This is a genomic window from Candidatus Gracilibacteria bacterium (genome assembly GCA_041658685.1).
GTDB lineage: Bacteria > Patescibacteriota > Gracilibacteria > UBA1369 > UBA12473 > JBAZZS01.
In genome coordinates this window covers 253,145-276,031 of sequence record JBAZZS010000002.1, presented here as the reverse complement: position 1 = coordinate 276,031, position 22,887 = coordinate 253,145, and the positions used below count along the sequence as shown (strand labels likewise).

The 22,887-nt window shown below is 43.8% G+C and carries 26 protein-coding genes and 1 tRNA gene; 8 read left to right on the top strand and 19 right to left on the bottom strand.

From position 1 onward, the window contains the following. Window positions 1–7 precede the first annotated feature (7 nt). From WC882_03725 to WC882_03710, 4 genes are all read right to left on the bottom strand, one after another. On the bottom strand, window positions 8–490 hold the full coding sequence (locus tag WC882_03725; GenBank protein ID MFA5842751.1) for a hypothetical protein: 483 nt from the start codon (window positions 488–490) through the stop codon (window positions 8–10). A gap of 105 nt (window positions 491–595) precedes the next feature. Further along, window positions 596–781 carry a hypothetical protein gene (locus WC882_03720; protein ID MFA5842750.1) on the bottom strand — a complete coding sequence of 62 codons (186 nt, stop codon included), beginning with the start codon at window positions 779–781 and terminating at the stop codon, window positions 596–598. A gap of 248 nt (window positions 782–1,029) precedes the next feature. Further along, on the bottom strand, window positions 1,030–1,227 hold the full coding sequence (locus WC882_03715; protein ID MFA5842749.1) for a hypothetical protein: 198 nt from the start codon (window positions 1,225–1,227) through the stop codon (window positions 1,030–1,032). Window positions 1,228–1,432: 205 nt separating this feature from the next. Next, a complete protein-coding gene (locus tag WC882_03710; protein ID MFA5842748.1) occupies window positions 1,433–1,927 on the bottom strand; it encodes a hypothetical protein in 495 nt (164 codons plus the stop codon). A 34-nt stretch (window positions 1,928–1,961) separates the two neighbouring features. Between WC882_03710 and WC882_03705 the strand changes: the two genes are divergently transcribed. Further along, window positions 1,962–2,048: transfer RNA gene (locus WC882_03705), tRNA-Leu, on the top strand. 33 nt (window positions 2,049–2,081) lie between these two features. Here WC882_03705 and WC882_03700 read toward each other — a convergent pair. The 6 genes from WC882_03700 to infC all read right to left on the bottom strand — a co-directional run bounded on the left by WC882_03700 (window position 2,082) and on the right by infC (window position 6,536). After that, on the bottom strand, window positions 2,082–2,894 hold the full coding sequence (locus WC882_03700; GenBank protein MFA5842747.1) for a tetratricopeptide repeat protein: 813 nt from the start codon (window positions 2,892–2,894) through the stop codon (window positions 2,082–2,084). A 56-nt stretch (window positions 2,895–2,950) separates the two neighbouring features. Continuing rightward, window positions 2,951–3,901 carry an AAA family ATPase gene (locus tag WC882_03695; GenBank protein MFA5842746.1) on the bottom strand — a complete coding sequence of 317 codons (951 nt, stop codon included), beginning with the start codon at window positions 3,899–3,901 and terminating at the stop codon, window positions 2,951–2,953. Between the two features lie 18 nt (window positions 3,902–3,919). Further along, window positions 3,920–5,197 (bottom strand): UDP-N-acetylmuramoyl-tripeptide--D-alanyl-D-alanine ligase, encoded by a 1,278-nt coding sequence (murF, locus tag WC882_03690; GenBank protein MFA5842745.1) that lies wholly within the window; start codon window positions 5,195–5,197, stop codon window positions 3,920–3,922. A 52-nt stretch (window positions 5,198–5,249) separates the two neighbouring features. Continuing rightward, the gene (rplT, locus tag WC882_03685) at window positions 5,250–5,594 is read right to left on the bottom strand and encodes a 50S ribosomal protein L20 (protein ID MFA5842744.1); all 345 of its coding nucleotides are present in this window, start codon (window positions 5,592–5,594) and stop codon (window positions 5,250–5,252) included. A gap of 85 nt (window positions 5,595–5,679) precedes the next feature. Then, on the bottom strand, window positions 5,680–5,871 hold the full coding sequence (locus WC882_03680; GenBank protein ID MFA5842743.1) for a bL35 family ribosomal protein: 192 nt from the start codon (window positions 5,869–5,871) through the stop codon (window positions 5,680–5,682). Window positions 5,872–5,876: 5 nt separating this feature from the next. Further along, a complete protein-coding gene (infC, locus tag WC882_03675; GenBank protein ID MFA5842742.1) occupies window positions 5,877–6,536 on the bottom strand; it encodes a translation initiation factor IF-3 in 660 nt (219 codons plus the stop codon). Window positions 6,537–6,678: 142 nt separating this feature from the next. Between infC and ispG the strand changes: the two genes are divergently transcribed. After that, window positions 6,679–7,821, top strand: coding sequence for a flavodoxin-dependent (E)-4-hydroxy-3-methylbut-2-enyl-diphosphate synthase (ispG, locus tag WC882_03670; GenBank protein ID MFA5842741.1), 1,143 nt, complete (start codon window positions 6,679–6,681; stop codon window positions 7,819–7,821). 27 nt (window positions 7,822–7,848) lie between these two features. Continuing rightward, the gene (locus WC882_03665) at window positions 7,849–8,880 is read left to right on the top strand and encodes a 1-deoxy-D-xylulose-5-phosphate reductoisomerase (GenBank protein MFA5842740.1); all 1,032 of its coding nucleotides are present in this window, start codon (window positions 7,849–7,851) and stop codon (window positions 8,878–8,880) included. On the opposite strand, the gene WC882_03660 is transcribed toward WC882_03665, so the two are convergent. Beyond that, the gene (locus WC882_03660; GenBank protein ID MFA5842739.1) at window positions 8,864–9,565 is read right to left on the bottom strand and encodes a class I SAM-dependent methyltransferase; all 702 of its coding nucleotides are present in this window, start codon (window positions 9,563–9,565) and stop codon (window positions 8,864–8,866) included. The genes WC882_03665 and WC882_03660 overlap by 17 nt on opposite strands. Before the next feature lie 9 nt (window positions 9,566–9,574). Further along, window positions 9,575–10,351, bottom strand: coding sequence for a helix-turn-helix domain-containing protein (locus WC882_03655; GenBank protein MFA5842738.1), 777 nt, complete (start codon window positions 10,349–10,351; stop codon window positions 9,575–9,577). Window positions 10,352–10,479: 128 nt separating this feature from the next. Here WC882_03655 and WC882_03650 point away from each other — a divergent pair, with 128 nt between their 5' ends. After that, complete coding sequence (locus WC882_03650) at window positions 10,480–12,144, top strand: hypothetical protein (protein ID MFA5842737.1); 1,665 nt, start codon at window positions 10,480–10,482, stop codon at window positions 12,142–12,144. Between the two features lie 5 nt (window positions 12,145–12,149). On the opposite strand, the gene WC882_03645 is transcribed toward WC882_03650, so the two are convergent. After that, window positions 12,150–12,689 carry a hypothetical protein gene (locus tag WC882_03645; GenBank protein ID MFA5842736.1) on the bottom strand — a complete coding sequence of 180 codons (540 nt, stop codon included), beginning with the start codon at window positions 12,687–12,689 and terminating at the stop codon, window positions 12,150–12,152. Window positions 12,690–12,754: 65 nt separating this feature from the next. On the opposite strand from WC882_03645, the gene ispF reads away from it, so the two are divergent. Together ispF and ispE are read left to right on the top strand one after the other, a co-directional pair. Then, window positions 12,755–13,927, top strand: a complete 1,173-nt coding sequence (ispF, locus tag WC882_03640; GenBank protein ID MFA5842735.1) for a 2-C-methyl-D-erythritol 2,4-cyclodiphosphate synthase — start codon at window positions 12,755–12,757, stop codon at window positions 13,925–13,927. Between the two features lie 6 nt (window positions 13,928–13,933). Next, window positions 13,934–14,722, top strand: a complete 789-nt coding sequence (ispE, locus tag WC882_03635; protein MFA5842734.1) for a 4-(cytidine 5'-diphospho)-2-C-methyl-D-erythritol kinase — start codon at window positions 13,934–13,936, stop codon at window positions 14,720–14,722. A 53-nt stretch (window positions 14,723–14,775) separates the two neighbouring features. Here the strand turns inward: ispE and WC882_03630 are convergent, their stop codons facing one another. Further along, on the bottom strand, window positions 14,776–16,302 hold the full coding sequence (locus tag WC882_03630; GenBank protein ID MFA5842733.1) for a thrombospondin type 3 repeat-containing protein: 1,527 nt from the start codon (window positions 16,300–16,302) through the stop codon (window positions 14,776–14,778). A 127-nt stretch (window positions 16,303–16,429) separates the two neighbouring features. On the opposite strand from WC882_03630, the gene WC882_03625 reads away from it, so the two are divergent. Continuing rightward, window positions 16,430–17,578 carry a PrsW family intramembrane metalloprotease gene (locus WC882_03625; protein MFA5842732.1) on the top strand — a complete coding sequence of 383 codons (1,149 nt, stop codon included), beginning with the start codon at window positions 16,430–16,432 and terminating at the stop codon, window positions 17,576–17,578. A gap of 211 nt (window positions 17,579–17,789) precedes the next feature. Here WC882_03625 and recR read toward each other — a convergent pair whose 3' ends face one another. The 3 genes from recR to pdxT are packed head-to-tail and all read right to left on the bottom strand — an operon-like array spanning window position 17,790 to window position 19,572. Further along, a complete protein-coding gene (recR, locus tag WC882_03620; GenBank protein MFA5842731.1) occupies window positions 17,790–18,410 on the bottom strand; it encodes a recombination mediator RecR in 621 nt (206 codons plus the stop codon). A 4-nt stretch (window positions 18,411–18,414) separates the two neighbouring features. Beyond that, window positions 18,415–18,972 carry a GTP cyclohydrolase I FolE gene (folE, locus tag WC882_03615; protein MFA5842730.1) on the bottom strand — a complete coding sequence of 186 codons (558 nt, stop codon included), beginning with the start codon at window positions 18,970–18,972 and terminating at the stop codon, window positions 18,415–18,417. After that, window positions 18,973–19,572, bottom strand: a complete 600-nt coding sequence (pdxT, locus tag WC882_03610; GenBank protein ID MFA5842729.1) for a pyridoxal 5'-phosphate synthase glutaminase subunit PdxT — start codon at window positions 19,570–19,572, stop codon at window positions 18,973–18,975. 156 nt (window positions 19,573–19,728) lie between these two features. Between pdxT and typA the strand changes: the two genes are divergently transcribed. Next, window positions 19,729–21,531 (top strand): translational GTPase TypA, encoded by a 1,803-nt coding sequence (gene typA, locus WC882_03605; protein MFA5842728.1) that lies wholly within the window; start codon window positions 19,729–19,731, stop codon window positions 21,529–21,531. A 2-nt stretch (window positions 21,532–21,533) separates the two neighbouring features. Here the strand turns inward: typA and WC882_03600 are convergent, their stop codons facing one another. Next, window positions 21,534–21,944 carry a DUF333 domain-containing protein gene (locus tag WC882_03600; GenBank protein ID MFA5842727.1) on the bottom strand — a complete coding sequence of 137 codons (411 nt, stop codon included), beginning with the start codon at window positions 21,942–21,944 and terminating at the stop codon, window positions 21,534–21,536. 30 nt (window positions 21,945–21,974) lie between these two features. Beyond that, window positions 21,975–22,868: a pyridoxal 5'-phosphate synthase lyase subunit PdxS gene (gene pdxS, locus WC882_03595; protein MFA5842726.1), complete on the bottom strand. Its 894-nt coding sequence runs from the start codon at window positions 22,866–22,868 to the stop codon at window positions 21,975–21,977. Between the last annotated feature and the right edge of the window lie 19 nt (window positions 22,869–22,887).

Sequence of the window (22,887 nt, the reverse complement as noted above, 5' to 3'; positions counted from 1 at the left end):
CGGATTTTTATCCGTATTTTCAAAAGCCTCGGAAGGCGAAGAAATTTGGTACCAAGTGGTCAGCGCCCCGGAAGAAGAAGGCTGGAAATTGGACCTCAATCGTCGCTACAAAATGCGCACCATGGGCATTAAAAACATTTTTCGGCTCAAAGATTATTTTAAGTTGAAAGGGAAAGCCGCGCTTCGTGAAAGCGAAAAAGCGGAATTCAAAAAGAAAGCGGAAAAACACGCGTATCGCATTTCAATTCGCCTCGCTTACGTGGCCCCGGATCCCACCACAGCCAAGCACAAACTCGAGAGTGTGGAGCGCGCATTCGCCCAATTCAATACCGTGGATTACAACCGCTTTAAGGCAAGTTCCGTGGATAAAGAAAAATTCCTCAAACGTTACAACGAAGGCGAATTTTATAAAGGTTTTTTCCTGAATCTCGAGGAATTTTCAACGATTTATCACTACCCGGATCCGGACGTGACCCCGCACATCGTGCATGTGGTTTCTCGCAAAAAAGAACCGCCCGAAAGTTTGCCCAAGGAAGGCGCGGTGCCCCCGAATGAAATTTCCGTGTTCGGCACCACCAATTATCACAACGAAAATTTACGCTTTGGGATCAAGCGCGTAGACCGCCGCCGCCATCTGTATGTTGTCGGAAAAAGCGGCACCGGAAAAAGTAAATTGCTTGAATTGCTCATCACCGCTGACATTCAAGCCGGAAAAGGCGTGGGCGTGCTCGACCCTCACGGCGATCTGGTCGACAACGTGCTTCGTTACGTGCCCGAGCATCGTAAAAAAGATGTGATTCTTTTTGATCCCGGAGATATGAATTTCCCCATCGCCTTCAATCCCCTCGAAGAAGTGGCTCCCGAATATCGCATCCGTGTCACCATCGGATTTGTGGAGATTTTCAAAAAATTATTCGGCGCCAACTGGACCCCTCGTCTTGAGCACGTGCTTCGCTACACCACCCTCGCTTTGCTCGATTCCCCCAACACCACGGTGCTGTCGATTTTAAAGATGCTTTCCGACAAAAATTATCGCCAAAAAGTGGTGGCCAACATTCAAGATTCGGTGATTAAAAATTTTTGGGTCAACGAGTTCGCGGGATGGAGTGAAAAATTCGACAACGAAGCCATCATGCCACTCCTCAATAAAGTGGGGCAATTCGTGTCCACCAAACTCATTCGAAACATCGTTGGACAGCCCGAAAACAAGCTGAATATTCGTGACATCATGGACAATGAAAAAATCTTGCTCATGAAGATTTCAAAAGGAAAACTTGGAGAAGAAAATTGCGGTCTCATCGGCGCCATGATGGTGACAAAAATTCAACAAGCCGCCATGGCGCGTTCCGACATCCTCGAAGAAAAACGGAAGGATTTTTCCCTTTATTGCGATGAGTTTCAGTACTTTGCCACCGAAACGTTCGCGGAAATTTTATCCGAGGCTCGCAAATACCGTCTCAACCTCACCATGGCTCACCAGTACATGGGCCAGTTGTCCGGATTGGTGAAAACGACCGTTTTTGGGAACGTGGGTTCCATCATCAACTTCCGTGTGGGGGCCGAAGACGCCGTGATTCTCGAGAAAGAATACACTCCCAAATTCCAAGTGCGTGACATCATCAACCTCGGGGTTCGCGAAATGTACATCAAGATGTCCATTGATGGTGAAATCAAAGACGCTTTTTCCGGAAAAACCATTGATACCCCAAAACCACCCAAAGATTTCACTCAAGAAATCATCGATTTTTCACGCAAAACCTACGCCCGCCCCCTTGCCGAAGTGGAACAAATCCTCAAAGCATGGGATGAGGGCGCTTCCAGCGCGGAATCCCTGGATAGCAAAGGGAAAAATTCCAGTGAAAACAATGGTCCGGACTCCGGCGCAGACGAGGAATTTGCCGTGCCGATTGTTTGATATTGAGCCCAAGTGGAATTTCGATTAAAATGCCCCAGTGAAATGAGCCGAAGTGGCGGAACTGGCAGACGCGCACGACTCAAAATCGTGTTCCTTTACGGGAGTGTGGGTTCAAGTCCCACCTTCGGCACCATAACAGATTGAACGGCGTAATAATAAAATGTATCTATAGATTTCCTCCATCCTCGGAAGAATTTTCTGTTTCGGTTTTTTGTTGCGCTTGGTCCTCTTCCAAGAGCAATAATTTGGCTTTGGCCTTGTCGTTATACGGATCGATTTCCAGGATTTTACGAAGCGAACGAAGCATGTCCTCGGCACGCGCAAATTTTTCATAATAATTCACCAAGGTCCATAAATAATCGAGATTGCGAGGATCCAATCGATACGCTTCTTCAAAGTTGATTAAGGCTTTTTCAAGCTCGCCCAACTCGTGATACACATACGCAAGACTCACAAAACGAGCCGCTCTTTTATTGTCCATGGCGATGGCTTTTTCATAAAGTTTCGCGGATTCATCAAGTCGTTTTTGTTGGTATAAAACCAACGCCAAATTGCTAAAATAAACCGGATTTTCTTTAAGATCGATTAATTTTTGAAAGAAAAATTCCGCACGCGGGAGGTTTTCTTGTTGAAGATAAATCAATCCCAACTTAAGGTTTGCATCGAGGTGATCATTGTCCATGGAAAGCACTTCCATCAGGTGTTTTTCCGCCAATCCGTAATTGTTTTTTGCAAAATGGAGCTCCGCTTGCTTAAACGCTCTTTTAATGGCTCGCATTTGTTTCATTTTTTCATCGCGATCGCGTTGTTCCCCTAAACGTTTGAGCTCTAATTCACTCGGTTCTTCTTGGGGGATAATTTCTTCTTGTTCCGCGGCTTGGCGCGCCAATTCATCATCTTTTTTTAATTTATCCTCAAAATCGAGACTTTTAATCGTCAACCTCCATCGTCGCCAAAAAATCAAAAGAAGAGAAATCAAACTGGCCAGAAATAAAAACCAATAAAACATAAAAGTGAGAAAAGGGCTAAAGAAAGCTAAAAGTGGATAACGAGATTTTCGAGAACCAAACGCGTGTTTACATTGTGTTCAAGGTCCGCTTCCGCTCGGTTCAGGAGAGTCAGGATATCAAAAAGTTGCTCGAAAGAATAGGGAATTTGGCTTCCCTCTACCTTTTTTAAGAGTATGCGGCGAGCCACGGTGGCGCACAATTCGAGGAAAATGGGGATGGATTCAGGGTTTTTAATCAAATTCTCGACGTATAACATGCGGTCCACCAACGGCAGTCCTTCGAAAAAGCGCAACACTTGTTGATGCATTTCTTGATAGGAACGAAAAAGATCCGGGTCATTAAAAAATTCAATCGCCCGCCCGGATTTGCCCATGGAAAACCCGGCCATCATCTCGAGTATTTTAGGGTCAAAATGAGGGTGTTCCACTTTTAAATATTCTAAAATGGTGGATTCGGCCAATGGATGAAAATGAATAATCCGACTGCGAGAAAGGATGGTATCCAATAATGAACGCCTTTCTGTGGTGGTGAGGATAAAAATCACACCCGGGACCGGCTCTTCAAGGTGTTTTAAAAAGGCATTGGCCGCATCCGGAGTGGCGCGATCAATGTTTTGGAAAATGACAATTTTATGATGGCTTGAGGACGTGGTGGAAAGATGCGAAAGAAGTTCGCGCATTTCTTCGATTTTGAGCGATTCGCCAACATCCTGGATTTCCAGGGTATCAATGTGTTGTTTATTCTCGATTTGATGGCAAACCGAACACTCTCGACAAAAATGATTCGGGCATTGCAAAATGCCGGCAAACGTACGGGCAATCAACGCTTTTCCAATCTTATTTGGCCCAATAAAAAGATAGGCGTGACTGAGTCGATTTTGCTCAATGTCCGCCTCGAGTTCGGTCAATTGTTTCCCGTGGCCCATCACAGGCCATTTGTATTTGAGGGTTTGAAGTAAATTGCGATCTTGGCTCATAGAATGGATTAATTTTCCCTACATTTTTTCCCAATATTCATCCTGCCTCACCAACATTTCTTTCGCCTTTTCCGGCTCCTTCATTAGGGCTTTCACAAGCCGTTCCAAGCGAATTTGGTTTTGCGAACCCTTCACCAGTATAACATCACCTTTTTTAATAAAAGAAAGAAGAAAATTCGCGGCTTGCAACGCGGTATCGAATTCGTGAATTTGATCTTGAAGGAAATTGTGTCGAAGAGCGGACTTGGCAATGTCATGGGCTTTTTCCCCGACCGTCACCAAAACATCGGACGAAGACGCAACCCATTGTCCTACCTCCACATGAGCTTTATGTGAGGCCTCCCCCAATTCATTCATGGAGCCCAACACGGCAATGCGTCGTCCGGGCATGGGCTTAAGCACCTCCAATGCGGCCCGCATGGACTCGGGAGAGGCATTGTAAGAGCTGTCGATGAGGAGGGTGTCGTGAATCCCGGGAATCGGGTTCATTCTGCCGGGCGGAAGTTGAAAATCCTTTAAAATAGACGCAAGTTTGGGAAGCGAAAGCTTAAATAGGAGGACGCCAACCGCAATCGCCGGGAGCACGGTATAAATTTGATGATTCCCTAAAAGATATGGAAAATGAAAGGACTCGGAGATTTTTTCATAAACCACACGGCACCTCAGTCCTTTTTCATCGCTTTTTATGTCCTCGGCGCGAAAATCCGCTTCTTTTTTTGCGCCAAAAAGCGCCACCCGGCATTTCAATTCCGATTTAAGCGAAGCCACCCGAGCATCATCGGCGTTGAGAATTGCGAGCCCCTCTTTGAGTAAAGCCTTCACTAAACGCGATTTCTCCTCAAAAATTTCTTCAATTGACCCAAATTGTTCGGGTCCGAGATGCGACGGTTGGATCGTAGTTATAACTCCAACTTGAGGAGTTAACCGTTTCATGAAATAAGCAATATCCCCGGGTTTGTCCGCCCCCATTTCTAACACGAGCGTGGTGTAAGGATTTTTTTTCAAAAAAAGCGTGCCCCAAAATCCATTCCAAAAGATTTTCAACCATCGAAACAACGAAGAATACCCCGAAGGTTGCTCTAAAATCGTGAGCGGCACGCCAAATTCCGTATTGAGGTTCCCCCGGCTTCGATGAGCGGTTGTTGCCGCATTCGTCACGGTAAAAATAGCCTCTTTAGTGCTCGTTTTCCCCACAGACCCCGTGATGGCAATGATTTTAGGTTGGATTTTTTTAAGCCGCCACGTTGCCACGCGCTCAATATAAAAAAGAACCAGTTTCTTAATCCATTGTTTCATTGCGGTGATTATACCACGCACGAAGCGAAGCGCAGTGCGCTCTTCGTATTTTTTATTTGACCGCCTTCACCACTTCCGCAAATGTTGCAGGTTTTTCAGCCGCAAGATACGCTAAGATTTTGCGATCCAAATCCACTTGTTTCATAAAAAGCGCATTGATAAAACGGCTGTAGTTCATACCATATTCCTTGAGGGCGGAATTGATGCGGGTGATCCAAAGTCCACGATAAAAGCGGCGGTTTTGACGGCGATGGGTGTACGCATACGTTCCGCCTTTCATGACGCAACGGCGGGCTTCCGCGTACAACTTACTGCGTCCCAAACGGGATCCTTTGGCCAGTTTAAGAAATTTTTTGTGTCTTCGAGTTTGAGTTACGCCACGTTTTACGCGAGTCATAGATGAGAATTTTAGAATTTAAATATTGGATTGAAATGCAGGGAAGAAAAATACGGGATGCGGACACTCGTTACACTCGTGTCTGTTACATCATTTTGCGGATCGTCTTTGCGCTGGGAGCAGACATCAAGAAAGCCCCTTGTTGTTGGCGTTTTTGGCGTTTGTTTTTACTGGTCAAGCGATGGCGAGCCGCGGCTTTGCGACCAATGACTTTTGGGTCTTTCCCGCCACTTAATTTAAAGCGTTTCTTGACTCCGCGATGAATTTTTTGCTTCATACAATTTAGTGATTAATAGGAGATAAAACCATAAAAAGATTGTAACCTTGTTTCTTGGGCTCTTGATCCACTTTGGCCACATCCACCAACGCGTCGCGCATGGTGATCATTTTTTCAAGGGCAAAGTCGGAATGAGCGATTTCACGGCCCTTAAAAATCAAAGTGACCTTAAGGCTGTGACCATCCCCGAGAAATTCACGAGCTTTTTTGATCTTGGTTTCAAGGTCGTGCTTGTCGGTGCGAACGCTCAATCGAATTCCTTTGATCTCATGTTTTTTTTGTCTCGCGCGTTGTTTTTGCGCCAATTTGTTCAATTTGTAGACAAATTTTCCGAAATCCATGATTTTACAGACGGGAGGATTGACATTAGGGGCAACTTCAACGAGATCCAGTCCCGCTTCAAGCGCCATACGGCGGGCTTCTTCAATGCCACGAATTCCGATCTGTTCATCATTGGCTCCAATGAGGCGTACGGTGGGAACCCGAATTCCCTCATTGACTCGATTTTTTTTGGTGATACAAAAAGACGTTAAAGAAACAAGAGCAAGGGCAAAACGCCCGATTCGCCTGGGAATTGTAGGGAAAAGATGCTTCTGAAGTCAAGGAGAAAATACCTCAAAGGGATTTGAGAACTTTTGAATAGGGGAGGAGGAGAAAATTTTCATGAACATTTTTAAGGAAGAAATGTCAGCGACTCATGATCCGAGACATTTCGCTCCCATGTGAATAAAAATTCTTCTCTCCTCCCCTTATAACAGGAGCGTCTCTTGCAATTTCATCCCGTGAATGGCATTTTTTAAAAGTCTTATGAAAATCAAATCTCGAAATTTTATTTCTCGCCGGAAAACCGCCCTCGCCACGATCGGGGATGTTAAAATAGGCGCCAATCATCCGATCGCGATTCAGTCGATGTGTTCCACGAAAACAGAAGACACAAAAGCCACGATTCAGCAAATTTTGGAGCTCGAAAAGGAAGGGTGTGACTTGATTCGTGTGGCCGTGCCTCACCAAAAAGCCGTTGATGCTCTTCCTGACATTTTACGAAAAATTCACATTCCTTTGATCGCAGACATCCATTACGACCCACGGCTTGCTTCCTTGGCACTCGAAAAAGGTGCGCACAAAATTCGAATCAATCCGGGGAATATGATCGCTCCACAAGGAAAGTTGTCTGTATTGAATGCAATCGGGATTAAATCGCTGGAAGAACTTATTCGAAAAGCGAAAAAACACAAAGCCTGCATTCGAATCGGCGTGAACAGCGGGTCCTTGGAAAAAGATTTATTGGAAAAATATGGCCACCCCACACCCGAAGCGTTGGTGGCATCGGCCAAACGGTGGGTTCGGTTTTTCCAAGATCGAAATTTTAAAAATCTCGTATTGTCGATCAAGAGCAGTCATGTACCGGACATGATTCGGGCCTATGAATTGGCGGCTAAAATGGGTGATGTTCCCTTTCACTTGGGGGTCACCGAAGCCGGCCCGACCTTTGAAGGATGTATTAAAAACGCAGTCGGTATGGGTGTGCTTTTACGTCAGGGCATTGGCGATACGTTACGCGTTTCTCTCACTACGCATGACAAATGCGAGGAAGTGCGGGCAGCCAAAGAAATTTTAAAATCCTTAAATTTTTATAAAAAAGAACCCAATATTATTTCTTGTCCCACGTGCGGTCGAACCGAAATCAACCTTTTGGCTTTAGTGGATTCCGTTAAAGCCATGATTCGTGATGAAAAAATCAAAGGAGCTCTCAATATTTCAGTCCTGGGATGTACCGTAAATGCTTTGGGGGAAGCGCGGGAAGCGGATTTCGCCATTGCCGGAGGCCGAAAACAGGGCAATATTTATTACAAAGGCAAGCTTTATAAAAGCGGTATTCCGGAAAAAGACCTTCTTAAAGAATTTTTGACGCTGATCCGTTCCAAAACGGATTCTCAATTTAAAGTCTAAAATTTATAATTTTTAATTTCTTTCCCTTTGCCTCGTCGCATTCTCATCCTCGGCTCCACCGGCTCCATCGGCACGCAAGCGCTCGAGGTGATTCGTAAAGAAAAAGACGCGTTCGAAGTAGTGGGATTGAGCGCAAATAAAAACGCCGCGTTATTAAAAAAACAAGCTCAACAATTTCAAACGGATAATGTTTTACTCACACAAGATGAACCCCGGCGCTTGTCGGATTTTGTGCGAAAAATAAAGGCGGATTTAGTGTTGATTGCCGTGTCCGGACAAGCCGGAATTTTCCCTTTACGTAGCGCGATCGAGCAGGGTCGAACCATTGCCTTGGCGAATAAAGAAGCCCTTGTGATGGAAGGTGAAAAATTAATGAAACTCGCCCGAAAAACCGGAGCCCAAATCATCCCAGTAGATTCCGAGCATGCGGCTATTTTTCAATGTTTGCAAAACGTGAAAAAAGAGGACGTGGCCAAAATTATTCTCACATGCTCGGGCGGTCCCTTTTGGCGAAAATCCAAGCAAGAATTAAAAAAAGTCACTACTCAACAAGCGCTAAAGCATCCGGTGTGGAAAATGGGGAATAAAATCAGCATCGATTCCGCAACCCTCATGAATAAAGGATTTGAAATCATCGAAGCGCATCATTTATTCGGATTCGATTATGATCAAATTGAGATTTTGATCCATCCGCAAGGACTAGTGCACGGAATGGTGCAGTTAAAAGACGGCAATTTATTGATGCATGCGTCGTGCCCGGACATGAAAATTCCGATTCATTTTGCCCTGCATTATCCGGATCGCAGTCCCATGGATTTTAAAGCGTTTAAATTTTCGGAGAATATATTAAAAAATCAAAAACTTGAGTTTTTCCCGGCGGATCAAACCGTATTGGAGGGAATAAGGTTGGCAAAAAAAGCAGTACAACTCAGGGGCGATGCTCCAGCTCGTTTGGTGACGGCCAACGAAAAAGCCGTTCAGGAATTTTTAAATGGGGAAATTGGGTTTTTAGGGATTTATGAAGAAATTAAAAAGGCACTTTTTATTTTTGAGCAATAAAAAAGATTCTTTCGGAAAGTTTTTTTACTTTATTGAATTTTAAATCTGCGTAGGTGTCTAATATTTTAAATTTATGGAAAATTAGTTTTTTCGTAATCCCATCTTTGGGATAGGCTTTTTGAATATGCTTTTCGTTTTCATCAGTTCCGAATTCAAAAGTAGTGGAAGCCAGTTGTTTGACGCAATCGTACTTCAATATCTGTTTAAATTTCACACCATTAACCTCTCTTTTAATAATGCCGTGATGTTTTGCCTCATAAAGATTCGGAGTATTTATGTCAAAAATGAAAAATCCATTTTTATTTAGATGTTTGTAGACTTTAGAAAAAGTGGAGTCAACTTGTTTATCATTTAAAAGATAATTTAGTGAATCAAATGGGCAGAGAATTAAATCGAAAGTCCTTTTTAAATTTAGCTTAGACATATCAATTATTTTCCACTCAATTGAAGGATTTTTTATTTTGGCTACGCTTATCATTTCAGGAGAAATATCAGAACCTACGACCTTAAAGCCTTGCTTATGAAGCTTGGAAAGTAAATTCCCGGTTCCACAAGCAATATCTAAAATCGTAGAAGGATAAAATTTAAATTTCCGGGAAATGTGATCGAGTAATTTTAAATATCCTAGGCTGAACGTACCCCAATTTTGCTGATACAAAGAAGCTAGTTTTTCATAGGGTTTCATAGATGGTTTTTAAATTTTTTTCCGTCCCATATCAAACAAAAAGTGCATGGTCTGCGCAATGTCCGGATGATCGATGCGGATTCCCACCGGAAAATCACGGAACGAAACCATGAAAACACTCTCTCCCACTAAAATCACATTCGTTGCACCTCCGGCCGCAGGTAAATCCGCCATGGCTTTAAACGACGGCAATTGAGTGAGCCATTCCCGAGTGAGATTTCCTTGCGCGATTAAAATATCGGACTCGATCGCGTGTTGTTTCATGTCTTTTTCAAACGTTTTGATGATGTCTCCCAAATCTTTGCGTTCAAGCTGTTGACTGAAGGTGTTGGAACCCAAAATGCGGATCAACAGGAGTCCCTGTTCCAAGGTGCGATCAATGATGTCGCGATAAAACGCTTCAAGTCGATCATACCCTTCGTAAATTTGGATTCGGGGGAGTTCTTGAACACTGGAACGTAAGGCTGAAAGGTCGGGAGAAAGCACCTCAAATTCCTTACGAAGGGTTTCGAGTTTTTGTTTTTGCTGTTCAATGTAGCGGGAAATATCGGACAATTTTTCAAGATAAAAAACCGTGACTCCGTGATGATTGGATTGCGCCAGGATCTTTTTTTGGCAAAGCATTTTTAAAATACGATACGTGGTGGTGCGATCTTGTTTGGAGTGTTTGGCGATCACGGAAGCAGGTTGCGCGCCAAGACGAATCACGCTTAAAAGCACTCGACTTTCTTTTTCGTCAAAGCCTAATTTTTCCAGAAATTCGGTAATAGGAGTTTGTTGGAGCATTGTTGTGCAAGATAATGCACAGTAATTTTAGGCCTTTTTAAGGTAAAAAATCAAGACAAAAGATTTTTATGTTTACAATAATGTAACAATAAATTACGTTTGAGGCATCTTTTTAGAATTTTGCAATCATGCGTCAAAAACAATGTATCCAATGCCGACAGCCGTTTGAGGTCTCGAACCAAGACCGGGAATTTTATGAAAAAATCGCTTTTAAAATCGGAAAGCAATCTTTTTCAATCCCGGAGCCCACTCATTGCCCACTCTGTCGCCAGCAACGCCGGTTCGCTTTTCGCAACGAACGCCATTTGTATAAAAACAAATGCAATGGCAGCGGTAAAGAAATTATTTCCATGTATCCCCCGGGAAGTCCTTATAAAATTTATGCGCAGGATGTGTGGTGGCAAAGCAACTGGGATGGCATTGATTATGGTCGGTCCATCGATTGGAATCGCCCTTTTTTCGATCAGTTGAGTGACTTGATTCGGGTCGTGCCACGGATTGCATTGCTCAACGTGAATAATGTGAACAGTGATTATTGCAATTTCACCGGAGACACAAAAAATAGTTACCTTATTTTTGGGTCAGTTTACTCGGAGGATTGTTATTATGGATCGCCGTATTATTCCAAAAATTGCGTAGACACTTTGGTTCTGCGCGACTGTGAATTATGTTACGAATGCATGGATTGCCGAAAATTGTATCAAGGCATGTATTGTCAGGACTGCAACAACAGCCACGATCTTTTGTATTGCTTTGATTTACAGGGATGTTCGGAGTGCATTGGGTGCATGGGGCTTCGAAAAAAAGAATATTGTTTGTTCAATAAACAATTGACTAAAGGAGAATATTTTAAGCGAAAAAAGGCCATCGATTTATGCAACCCCGACCACCATAAAAAAATGAAAGAGGGACTTGAAAAACTCAAAAAAATAATGCCTCATCGCGCCCTATTGGCCACGCATTCGGAAAATGTGAGCGGCAGTCATGTGTTTAATTCCAAAAACACGCACGAGTCGTTTTTCGCAGACCGATGCGAGGATTGTGCCTACTGTGCTCAAGTGGTGGACCTCAAGGATTGTTACGACAACAATTATACGGAAGAAAACGAGTTGTGTTACGAATACCTGGGAATGTACAGCACCAAGCGGACCTTTTTTTCATTGTTTTGCCGTCATACCAATGAGACTTTTTATTCCGATTATTGTGTGAATTGCGAATCGCTTTTCGGGTGTACGAATTTGAGGAATCGCAAGTATTGTATTTTTAATAAACAATACACAAAAGTGGAATATGAAGAGTTAGTGCCACTCCTGATTGCGCACATGCAAAAGACAAAAGAATGGGGTGAGTTTTTTCCCATTTCCATCAGCCCATTTGCGTACAACGAGACCGTGGCCCAGGAATATTTTCCACTCACTCGCGAACAAGTAAAAGAAAAACAATGGTGTTGGAAAGAAGAGGATCAAAAGGAATTTCAACCTCAATCCGTGACCCTTCCACAAAATATAAAAGACGTGCCGGACAGCATTTGTTACGAAATTTTGGCGTGTAAAAAAACAGGGCGTAATTATCGAATCATCCCGCAGGAATTGGACTTTTATCGTCGCATAAATCTCCCGATCCCGCGCAAACATCCGGATCAACGGCACCTCGAGCGCATTGCGCAACGCAACCCGCGACGCTTGTGGAGCCGATTGTGCGACGCTTGCCATGAGGCTATTTTAACTTCTTATCCGCCCGAGTCTCCGGCAAAAGTCTATTGCGAAAAATGTTATTTAAAGAGCGTGTATTAAAAAGACTACTGATCAATGGTGTCTAAAAATGCTTGTGTTTTTGTGTCGAAATACTCCAATGCAGCCTGCACCGCAGCCGGGTCATTGTTTAAAACAAGGACTTTAAGATAAGGAAACACTTTATTAAGCATAGTCGGTTTCAGCATAAGCCCAGTCCATAATCTACCATTGAGTTGCTTTTGGAGAAGGGATGTCATGGTAGAATCAATCCCTCCGGAGTAAAGAAAGGCAAGAAGGAAAGCACGATCAACCTGGCCTCTCTCTAAGATTTGGTTTCTTCGCACAAGGTATCCGGCTTCATCTAATGTTTGCACCAGCTCTACCCCGTGTGAGCCGGGAGCAACCATCCCATCCAGCAATGCAATTCCGCGGGGAGGTTGTTGAGACTGAGATAAATGGGCTTGAATGGCTGCCATGAATTCGGTTCCGTCCGGGCAAATATGAGGGATAAACTGAGCGCTTGTTGCAACGCGAGAAGCCATTATACGATTTGGAGTTTCATCATCAACCGCGAACAAGTGAAGTTCTTCAGCGGTTTCTGCCATAAAAATTTCTTTAAAAAGTAAGATCGATCTATAATAACGGGGCTCTTTCTTAAGAAATTGGAATTATGAATGAAAATATAAAAAAGTCAATAGGTAGAGTTGTTCTGTTGGCGGCCGGAAAAAGTGTGCGAACCGCTGGTGTTTCAAAACAGTGGGAAAAGATAGGGGGCCAACCGGTTTTCGCGTATTCATTGAATGTTTTCTTAAGTCATCCGCAGGTCGAGCAAGTGGTGTTGGTGGTGCGTCGAGAAGATAATGATAAGGCTAAAAAATGGCTCAAGGATCATAAAATAGGCAAGGTTATTGTGGCGATGGGAGGTGGGACTCGGCAAGAAAGTGCAATTCAAGGATTTAAAAAATTAAAAAATTTACAACCCAACGATATTGTCCTTTTTCACAACGCCGCGAATCCATTGGTCACACAAAAAGAAATCACGGAAGTCCTCCGCGCGAGTCAAAAATATGGAGCCGCATGCGTGGGCCATCCGGCCACCGCAACATTGAAAAAACTTCACAACGGTTTTATTGAAAAAACCGTGAATCGCGAGACCATGGGGCAAGCGGAAACGCCTCAAGCCATGACTGTCGATTTGTATAAAAAAGCGCTTAAAAAACGCCTAAAAGGCACGGATGAAATGAGTTTGGTGGAGCAATTGAGGCTTCAGCCAAAGTGGATTCTTGCGAGCCCGTATAATTTTAAAATCACAACGCAACGAGATTTGGATTTAGCGCGATTTTTAATCGAAGGAGGAACTCAACGCACCGGAATTGGGCAAGACAGTCATCGATTTTCTTTAACAAAAAAGGGGCTGACATTGGGTGGAGTTTTCTTGAAAAAAGAACCCAAAATGATCGCAAATTCGGACGGAGACGTGATGATCCACGCCTTGTGCAATGCGTTATTACAAGCGCTCGGTGAGGGCTATTCTCTGGGGAAAATTGCAGATCCAATGTGCCTTAAAAAAGGAGTGAAAAACAGTCGAAAATATTTGGATAAAATTTTAAAGAAAATGAATGAAAAAGGATTTAAAATTCATCATGTCGGCTTTCAGTTGGAAGGGAAAAGGCCAAAGATCGACCTACTGACCCCGCGGCTTAAAAAAAGTATGGCAACGATATTAGGGCTTACCGAGGGCCAAATCGGCATCACGGCAACCAGCGGAGAGGATTTGACGCCCTTTGGACGAGGCGAAGGATTGCAATGCTTTGCAGTGGTGACTTTAAAATTCATCATTTAAAATTTCATGCTCCCATTCACGCTAAAATCCCCGGCTAAAGTAAACCTTACCCTTGATGTTTTAGGGCGGGATCCTTCGGGCTATCATCGCATTCAAACGATTTTTGCGGAAGTGCCATCTTTGGCGGATGAGCTAATTTTCGAGAAGTCAAAAGAACCGGGAATAACCATTCAATGTGATAAAAAAGAAGTTCCAATCGGATCGGAAAATTTAATCATGAGCGCCATCGAAGCCTTGCTCGCGCATGTAAAAAAAGACGCAGAAAATTTTCAGGGTTTCACCATAAAACTCATTAAAAATATTCCCCCCGGCGGCGGCCTCGGCGGCGCCTCTTCCAATGCCGCGACCACCCTCAAAGCCTTAAATAAATTATGGGATTTGCAATTATCTACGAAAGAGCTTTTAGAAATCGCAGCCCAAATCGGCATGGATGTCCCTTTTTTCATTCATGGCGGTCTTGCCCTGGGTTCACATTACGGCGAACAAATCACTCCCCTTCCAGTACTCAAAAATTTTACCATCGAAATCATCCAAACCCACATTCCGGTTCTCACAAAAGACGCGTACGAATTTCTCGATTTAAACGAATGTGGAAAACGCACATCAGACACAGAAATACTTTTAGAAATTTTAAAAAATAAATCTTCACCGCTAGATTCAAAAATTTTAAATTCTCTCCTTCATAACGACTTTGAATCTCAGTTTTTCACTCAAAATCCCGAAATCAAAAAACAATACCCCAACGCACATTTGAGCGGGTCGGGAGGGTGTTTATTTGAGATTAAAGGGAATTAAAAAGAGGCCCTGTGGTTGTTGGGGCCCCTTTTAAAATTAAAATGATTTTTTAATTATTCTTCGGATATCAATGTAGCTGTAGGCAATCCATCAAGTTTATACCCATTGGTCCAGTCTGAGGTGGACGTGGAGTGGCCTGAAGCTGAGCGATCAGACCAAACAATGTTTTCATAGACCCTAGTCGCGGAGGTACTGCCGTAATAAATGATGTCTTGATTGAGATACACACTTAAGCTGGAAGTGTCGGTGCTATCCGTATAGGTTATTGGAGCTTGTACAACATAGTAAGAGGTGGTGCCTTCAGCTATCACTTCTTCACTGGTGAAAGTGATGGTTACTCCATGATCAAGGGAATTCCATGTTCCATTCCCGAGTGACGAACCAATCAAACCGGAAGAATCGTATTCCGTGATCGTCCAACCATTCATGTAGGCGAGTTGACCAACAGACATTCCGGTATTCAAAAGATTAGGGACAGCCGTGAAGTTGAGTTCATAAAGAGCAATTGCTCCGCCGTTGGCGGTAACCCCGAAACAATAAACATTCGTTGTGGAGCTTTCGATTAAAGTTCCAGAGCATGGAGAAGTGGTCGAATCATCAATGGCAAAACTGGGCAATGCCTTATAAAGCGCAATTTCATTGGCATCCACGTCTCTTGTGGTTCCAAAATAAGAAGAAGATTCCGTAACTGTGGCTCCGGAGGTTAATCCAATAGCATAAAACTCATCCCTTGCATCGAAGTCCATTTCAATTTGAGTCCCGGATGAAAAAGCGCCACCTGTCGTGATTTCATTGGTTGTGACATACACTTCCACCTCAATGGCATTTTCATCTCCACTCATAGATTCGGGAACCGCCATATTCAATCCGGTAAAAGTGGCTTTCCCTGCGATCAAAATTGTCGAAGCGCGTCCATCCAAAACCGTAGGTGCATCCAGTGAGGTTGGATACGTCAAAATAACCGTATTGATGGCGTCATCATCTTCATAAGAGTTGGTGTCGTCGGAATCATTTTCAAATTGCATCCCCGTTACCGTAAAATCTTCGCCTGAGGCATACACTTTGTATCGGGCGACAAGAAGCGGACCGGAAGAAGAATCGTCTCCGGCAATAGCCACTCCATCCAAAATAGGATCATCGGAAAGGGATACCGTGATGGTGCCAAGAGGCGCAGTAGTGTCAGTGTCAATACACCCATCACTATCCGCGTCATGCCCGGTGGCATCTTCGGTGGGGCAAGCATCAAGATCATCAGTAATGGTGTCGCCATCGGTATCATCGGTGCAGCCATCACTATCTAAGTCATAACCTGATACAGCCGCAACGGTGGGGCAGAGGTCAACGTTGTCTTTAATGGAATCTCCATCCGTGTCATCGATGCAACCATCGAGATTGAGATCATACCCCGTGGCGTTTTGGAGAGGGCAAAGATCCGCAGAACCACGAATTCCATCGCCGTCACGATCAGAAGCAGGGAGGGGCTTAAACGCGCCTTGGAAAATAGTTCCCGAGGAATACAACCCAACCCCGAGCGCGAGGGAAAGCACGCCCACAGCAATCCAAACTTTTTTATTTTTCATTTTATTTGGTTAAAGGATGAAAATGAAAAGTGTCAGAATGAACAAATTGCAAATCGCATTAGGATATGATACAATAAATTACGACAGTTTGTCAATGTGTTAGTTTCAAAAACAAAAATAAACTCCCATGCCGGATTTCAGCGCTTTATCCATCCCACAACTTGTCGTCGCCATTTTGTTGGCGTTTCTCCCGGTACTCATCTGGATGAAATTAATGTTCGGGAAAAATAGAGCCACTCAGAAAAATCTTGTAAAAGTATTTTTCTTTGGCGTTTTTTCCGTAATACCGATTCTTGCCATTCAATACCTCTGGATCCTTTATCCCCAATTCGATGTGTACGCCCTGGCGCAGCAAAGTGTGACCAGCGTCAATCTGGGTTTTCTTTTCACGTACGTCGCGATCGGAGCCTTTGAAGAAGTTACCAAGTTCAATATGTTACGCCATTTGCATTGGGCCAAAGTGGAAATTAAATCCGTGAATGATGCCATGCGTTATATTTTTGTCATTGCGCTAGGGTTCGCTTTTACCGAAAATATTTTGTATTTTTACAGCGTTGCGCACATGGGGCAATTGAAGGATCTTTTTGCGGCCGTGATTTTTCGTTCCACGTACACGACGGCCGGGCACATGCTGTTTTCCGGGATTGTCGGTTATTATTACGCGATTGGGAAATTTGGAAATCCGGTTTTAGAGTTGGACCATTGGTCCGGGAAAAAGCATCCGGTTTTAGGATGGGCCCAACGTCATTTTAATTTGCAAAATAAAAACATGTTTAATTTACAAAAAATATTTCAAGGGTTGTTTTTGGGAATGGGGCTACATGCTTTATTCAATTTTTCTTTACAAATGAATAAGATGGCTGACGCGGCCATGATCGTGATTTTCGGGTTTATTTTGGTGATTTATTTAAGTAAAAAACGCACCACTTATTTGGTCTTCACGGATGAAGAAAATGCGCGTCCTTCCACGATTGGAAAAGCCGAAGAAAACGTGGTAGTTGAACTTATGGGCATGTGGATGAATGAAGGAAAATATAAAGAAGTGATTGAAATTTGCGATCGGTTGGCGAAACGAGATCCGGACAATAATGTGGTGAAACTATTTCGAGCAAAAGCCATGGATAATAAAAAAATTCAACGCGTGAAAAAGGCTATTCATTTACTTTTTACCGATGAAGAATACGATGTTGAAAAAGAGGAAATGAGCGTTTTTGAGCGCCTCAAAAAAAATCAAGAAGCAAAGGCGGCGATTTTAAAAACATCAATGATTGCTTAAAGTTAAAATATTTTAAAACAAGCGGGAAAGGGAAATTTTTGTAAGCATTTTTAAGGATACGCATGGAGCACAGCGGAATGCGCTTGAGAAGATCATTGAATATCAGCGAATTATTGAAAATTCAATATATAGCTGAAAATGGAGCATTTTTCTTAAGGACACTCACTTCGTTCGTGTCTGGCGAACAAAAATTCTTCCTGACCGCTTGTTTTTAGAATTCTTTTCTCCCCTCCATCGCCTGAGTCAGAGTAACGTCATCCGCATATTCAATGTTCGCTCCGGACGGAAGTCCCCGCGCAATTCGAGTAACTTTGATCCCGAGCGGCTTAATTTGACTCAGTAAATAATGCGCCGTGGATTCGCCTTCCATCGTGGGGTTGGTGGCCAAAATCACTTCACGAATCATTGTGGCTTTTTGCGAACCATTTGAAGGTTGGAGTCGTGAAAGAAGTTCATGAATTTTTAGATTTTGCGGGCCAATGCCATCGATAGGAGAAAGATGCCCGTGGAGCACGTGATAAAGCCCTTTGTAACTCCCGGCTTTTTCGATCGAAATAAGATCCACCGGCTCTTCAACCACACACAACAGCGATGTGTCGCGATACGAATCCGAACAAATGGAGCACGGATTTTCCGTAGTCAAATGAAAACACGTGGAACAAAACGTGGTGGACGTTTTTAAATCTTTTAATGCATTTGAAAGATCTCGGGCCACCGCATCCGATGCGGTTAAAAGATGCATTGCCAATCGTTGCGCGGTCTTGGGGCCAATGCCCGGCAGTCGAGAAAAGGCTTGGATCAAGTCTTGAATGGGTTTGGGGATGGAATTCATAATTTTACACTTTGCCAATAAGTCTTAAAAACTCCGTTCGTGTGTTGAGATTTTTCTTAAAAAGTCCTCGCACCGCAGACGTTAAAATCATGGAATTTTGTTTTTCAACACCGCGCGCCATCATACAAAAATGCTTGGCTTCAACCACTACGCCAACTCCTTTGGGGTGAAGGATGTCCATAAGCCCTTCCGCAATTTGAGAGGTAAGCCGTTCTTGATTTTGAAGTCGGCGCGAAAACATTTCCACCAAACGCGGCATTTTGGAAAGTCCGATGATTTTTTTATCCGGAATATACCCGATATGCACTTTTCCAAAGAAGGGCAAAACATGATGTTCACACGTGGAATAAAATTCAATATCTTTCACGATCACCATCTCGTCATAACCTTCATTTTCAAAAACCGTTACCATATCTTTTGGTTTTTTTTCATATCCGGAAAAAAGTTTTTCATACGCTTTTGCCACCCGTTTTGGGGTGTCGAGAAGGCCCTCACGTTTGGGGTTTTCTCCGATGAGTTTTAAGATCGCCAGAATGTGTTTTTCGAGTTGTTTGGTATCCATTTAAAGGGCTTGTAACGGGATAAGGCTTAAAAAATAACGGTGGATAGTGCGATCATCGGTGAGTTCGGGATGAAAAGTCGAAACCAGCATTTTTTTCTCTTGAACCAAAACGATATCACGATCGCAGTATGCCAAGATTTTACACGTCTTACCAATACTTTTGATACGCGGAGCGCGAATAAAAATCGCAGGAATTTTTTTTGAAATTTTCCCCAACCGAACATCAATCAAGGTTTCAAAGCTATCCATTTGTCTCCCGTAGAAATTACGCTCCACCGTAATATCCATAAGCTTCAAATTGGCCGCGGTTTCTCGTCCGGTGATTGTTTTTGCAAGCAAAATAGATCCTGCGCAGGTGGCGTACACCGGCATGCCGGCTCGCACACGTTGTTTGAGGGGTTCGGCCAATCCATTCCAATGGAGTAATTTTCCGATGGCGGTACTCTCCCCTCCGGGAAGAACCAGAGCTTGGACTTTTGCCAAATCATTTGCGGTTTTCACGGAAACAACGGTGGCTCCGCATTGAACCAAAGCTCGGCGGTGTTCAATAACATCGCCTTGCAGATCAAGAATCCCGACAATGGGCGGATGAGATTTCATAAAGAAAAATAAAGAGTGCGGCCCCTTTTTATCATGAAAACCAACAAGATTCAAAAAAAGCTTCGCGCCCCCTAGTTGAAAACAGTTTCTTTTTGTTGTAAAAGATCTCCGTTTAGAGTAAGGATATCTTTCAGAGAATCTTATAAGTTTATTTTTATGGAAATTTACAACATCGCCATTGTCGCACACGTCGATCATGGAAAAACCACTTTGGTGGACGCTCTTCTCAAGGCCAGCGAACATTTTGACGCTCGAAAAGGCATTGAAGTATGTGCCATGGACAGCAATGATCAGGAGCGAGAACGAGGGATTACGATTTATGCCAAAAACGCTTCTATCATCTATAAAGGCGTAAAAATCAATATTGTGGATACCCCGGGGCACGCGGATTTCGGGTCGGAAGTGGAACGTATTTTAAGAACCGTGGATGCGGTTTTATTGGTGGTGGATGCCTATGAGGGCCCCATGCCGCAAACCAAATTTGTACTACGAAAATCTCTGGAATTGGGCCATAAAGTTTTAGTCATCATCAACAAAATCGACAAACCCACCGCCCGTCCCGACAAAGTGATTGATTTGACTTTTGATTTATTTGGCAAGCTGGGGGCATCCAATGAACAACTCGATTTTCCTTCCATTTACACGAACGCAAAACAAGGAGTCGCCATCCGTAAATTAACGGATGAAAAAGTGAATATTCATCCGCTTCTAGATTTTATTTTGGAGCACGTAAAACCCGCGGAGCAAAAAACAGACGCGCCTTTCCGAATGCAACCCGCCACATTGGCTTATGATAATTTCTTGGGACGCTTGGCGGTGGGACGTGTGTACGAAGGCGTTTTGCGTTTGAATGATCCTGTCACCGTAATGACTCCAAAGGGGGAAAAACGTACAGGCAGAATCTCAAAATTATTCACGTTCGAAGGCATGGAACGAAAAGAAGTGCCGGAAGTGAGTGCCGGAGATATTGTGGCTTTGGCCGGAATTCCGGACGTGTATGTGGGCGAAACCATCACCAACGATCCCAGTGTAGAGCCCTTGCCCGCCATTCGAGTGGATCCCCCGACTTTGGCGGTTGAATTTCGGGTGAATGATTCACCGTTTGCCGGAACGGAAGGCACCTATGTCACGGGTCGCCATATTCGCGAACGATTGGAAAAAGAATTGCAAACCAACGTGGGATTGCGCATTGAATTCCGAAGCGATAGCGATGCCATCCGTGTGTACGGCAGAGGAGAAATGCACATCGCGGTCTTGATTGAAACCATGCGCAGGGAAGGTTTTGAATTGCAAATTTCTCAACCCGAAGTGATTATGCATGAGGAAAATGGCGTCCAAATGGAACCTCTTGAATTGGCCATCGTGAATGTCCCGGACGAAATGGCCGGGATGGTGATTGAAAAATTATCCAAACGAAAAGGGATCATGTTGAATATGCAATCCGAAAATGGAAATACGCAAATGGAATTCGAAATTCCAACACGCGGATTATTGGGTTTTCGATCGCAATTTTTGGTTCAAACTCGAGGAGAAGGGACGTTGTATCATTCCTTCGATCGGTTCAAACCTTATATGGGGAAAATCGTGAAACGCACTGTGGGATCGATGATCTCGGGAGAAACCGGGACCGCCATGGCGTATTCATTGTGGAAATTGCAAGAACGCGGGCCTTTGTTCATTGTGGCCGCCACCGAGGTGTACGAGGGCATGATCATTGGCGAATACAACCACGGTACGGATCTCACCGTGAATCCGATTAAAAACAAGCACCTCACCAATGTTCGCGCTTCCGGGACCGATGAGGCGCTGTATCTCGTTCCCATCGTGCCCATGACTTTGGAAAAAGCCATTGAATATATTGGGCCGGATGAATACGCGGAAATCACACCCACTCGAGTGCGCTTACGCAAAAAGATTTTAAAAATGGACCAAAGGAAAAAATCGGAGAAAAAAGAATAACTTTAAAGACAAGCGTTATTATAATAATCCGTTAAATCGCACACGGTCTCTCCTTTTTTGCAGGTATTGATTTTCATGTCAACGGTGCCTCCCGTGATAGCACAGTAAATTTGTTGATCTGTGATCCAGCCCGTGACTTTCACTCCACCCACAGGGCATTCCCCTTGAAATAAAGCCCATTCTTCACATTGACGGTTTTCTTCAAAAAAACAAACCCCATATTGTCCATTCGATTTTTCTTGGATGGACAGCGTCCCCCCTTGGTCTTCGCAGTAGGTTGAAGCGGGATTCGCTATCCCGGTATTGTCCGCCGTCGTATCCGTATTTTTTGCGCATCCACTTAAAATAAAAGTGGATAAAAGAATAAAAAATATTCCACTCAAAAATGCAGGACGAAAACGAAAAGAATTCATAGGGAAGGGGTTAAAATTATTAATATTTTTTTACCAACCTCTTTCCGCGTATCGACTTTCTAATTTCGAAATTTCTTGGCTCTCCATCGCATTTCCTAAATTTTCAGAAACTTTAGCAACCACTTTTGGGTCATTAAAATGAGTGGTGGCTTCCACGATGGCTTTGGCGCGTTTGGCAGGATCTGAGGATTTAAAAATTCCGGAACCCACAAAAACACCATCGCACCCCAATTGCATCATAAGGGCCGCATCTGCAGGAGTGGCAATGCCTCCGGCCGCAAAATTGACCACCGGGAGTTTTCCTAATTTAGCCACTTCTTTCACGAGTTCCACGGGAACGCGCATTTCTTTAGCCGCCTTTTTTAATGCGGCTTCATTCGCGCCTTTGAGCGCTTTGATTTGACGATCAATGGTTCTCCAATGGCGAACCGCTTCCACCACATTCCCGGTTCCGGCCTCTCCTTTAGTTCGAATCATAGCAGCTCCTTCATTGATGCGACGAAGCGCTTCTCCGAGGTTGGTCGCGCCACACACAAACGGGATTTTAAATTGATTTTTTTCAACATGGAATTCCTCATCCGCCGGAGTGAGAACTTCGCTTTCATCCACGTAATCCACGCCCAATGCCTCGAGAATTTGAGCTTCCACAAAATGCCCGATGCGCACCTTGGCCATCACGGGAATAGAGACTGCAGCAAGAATTCCCTTGATCATTTTAGGGTCTGACATGCGTGCCACACCACCATCTTTTCGGATGTCCGAAGGCACGCGTTCAAGTGCCATCACTGCCACCGCACCTGCATCTTCTGCGATTTTAGCTTGTTCGGCATTCACCACATCCATAATCACTCCACCTTTGAGCATTTGAGCCAATCCGCGCTTGAGTAAAGGAGTATTGGAGGTCTTTTTTACAGGTTTTTTCATAAAATTTTAAAAACAAAAA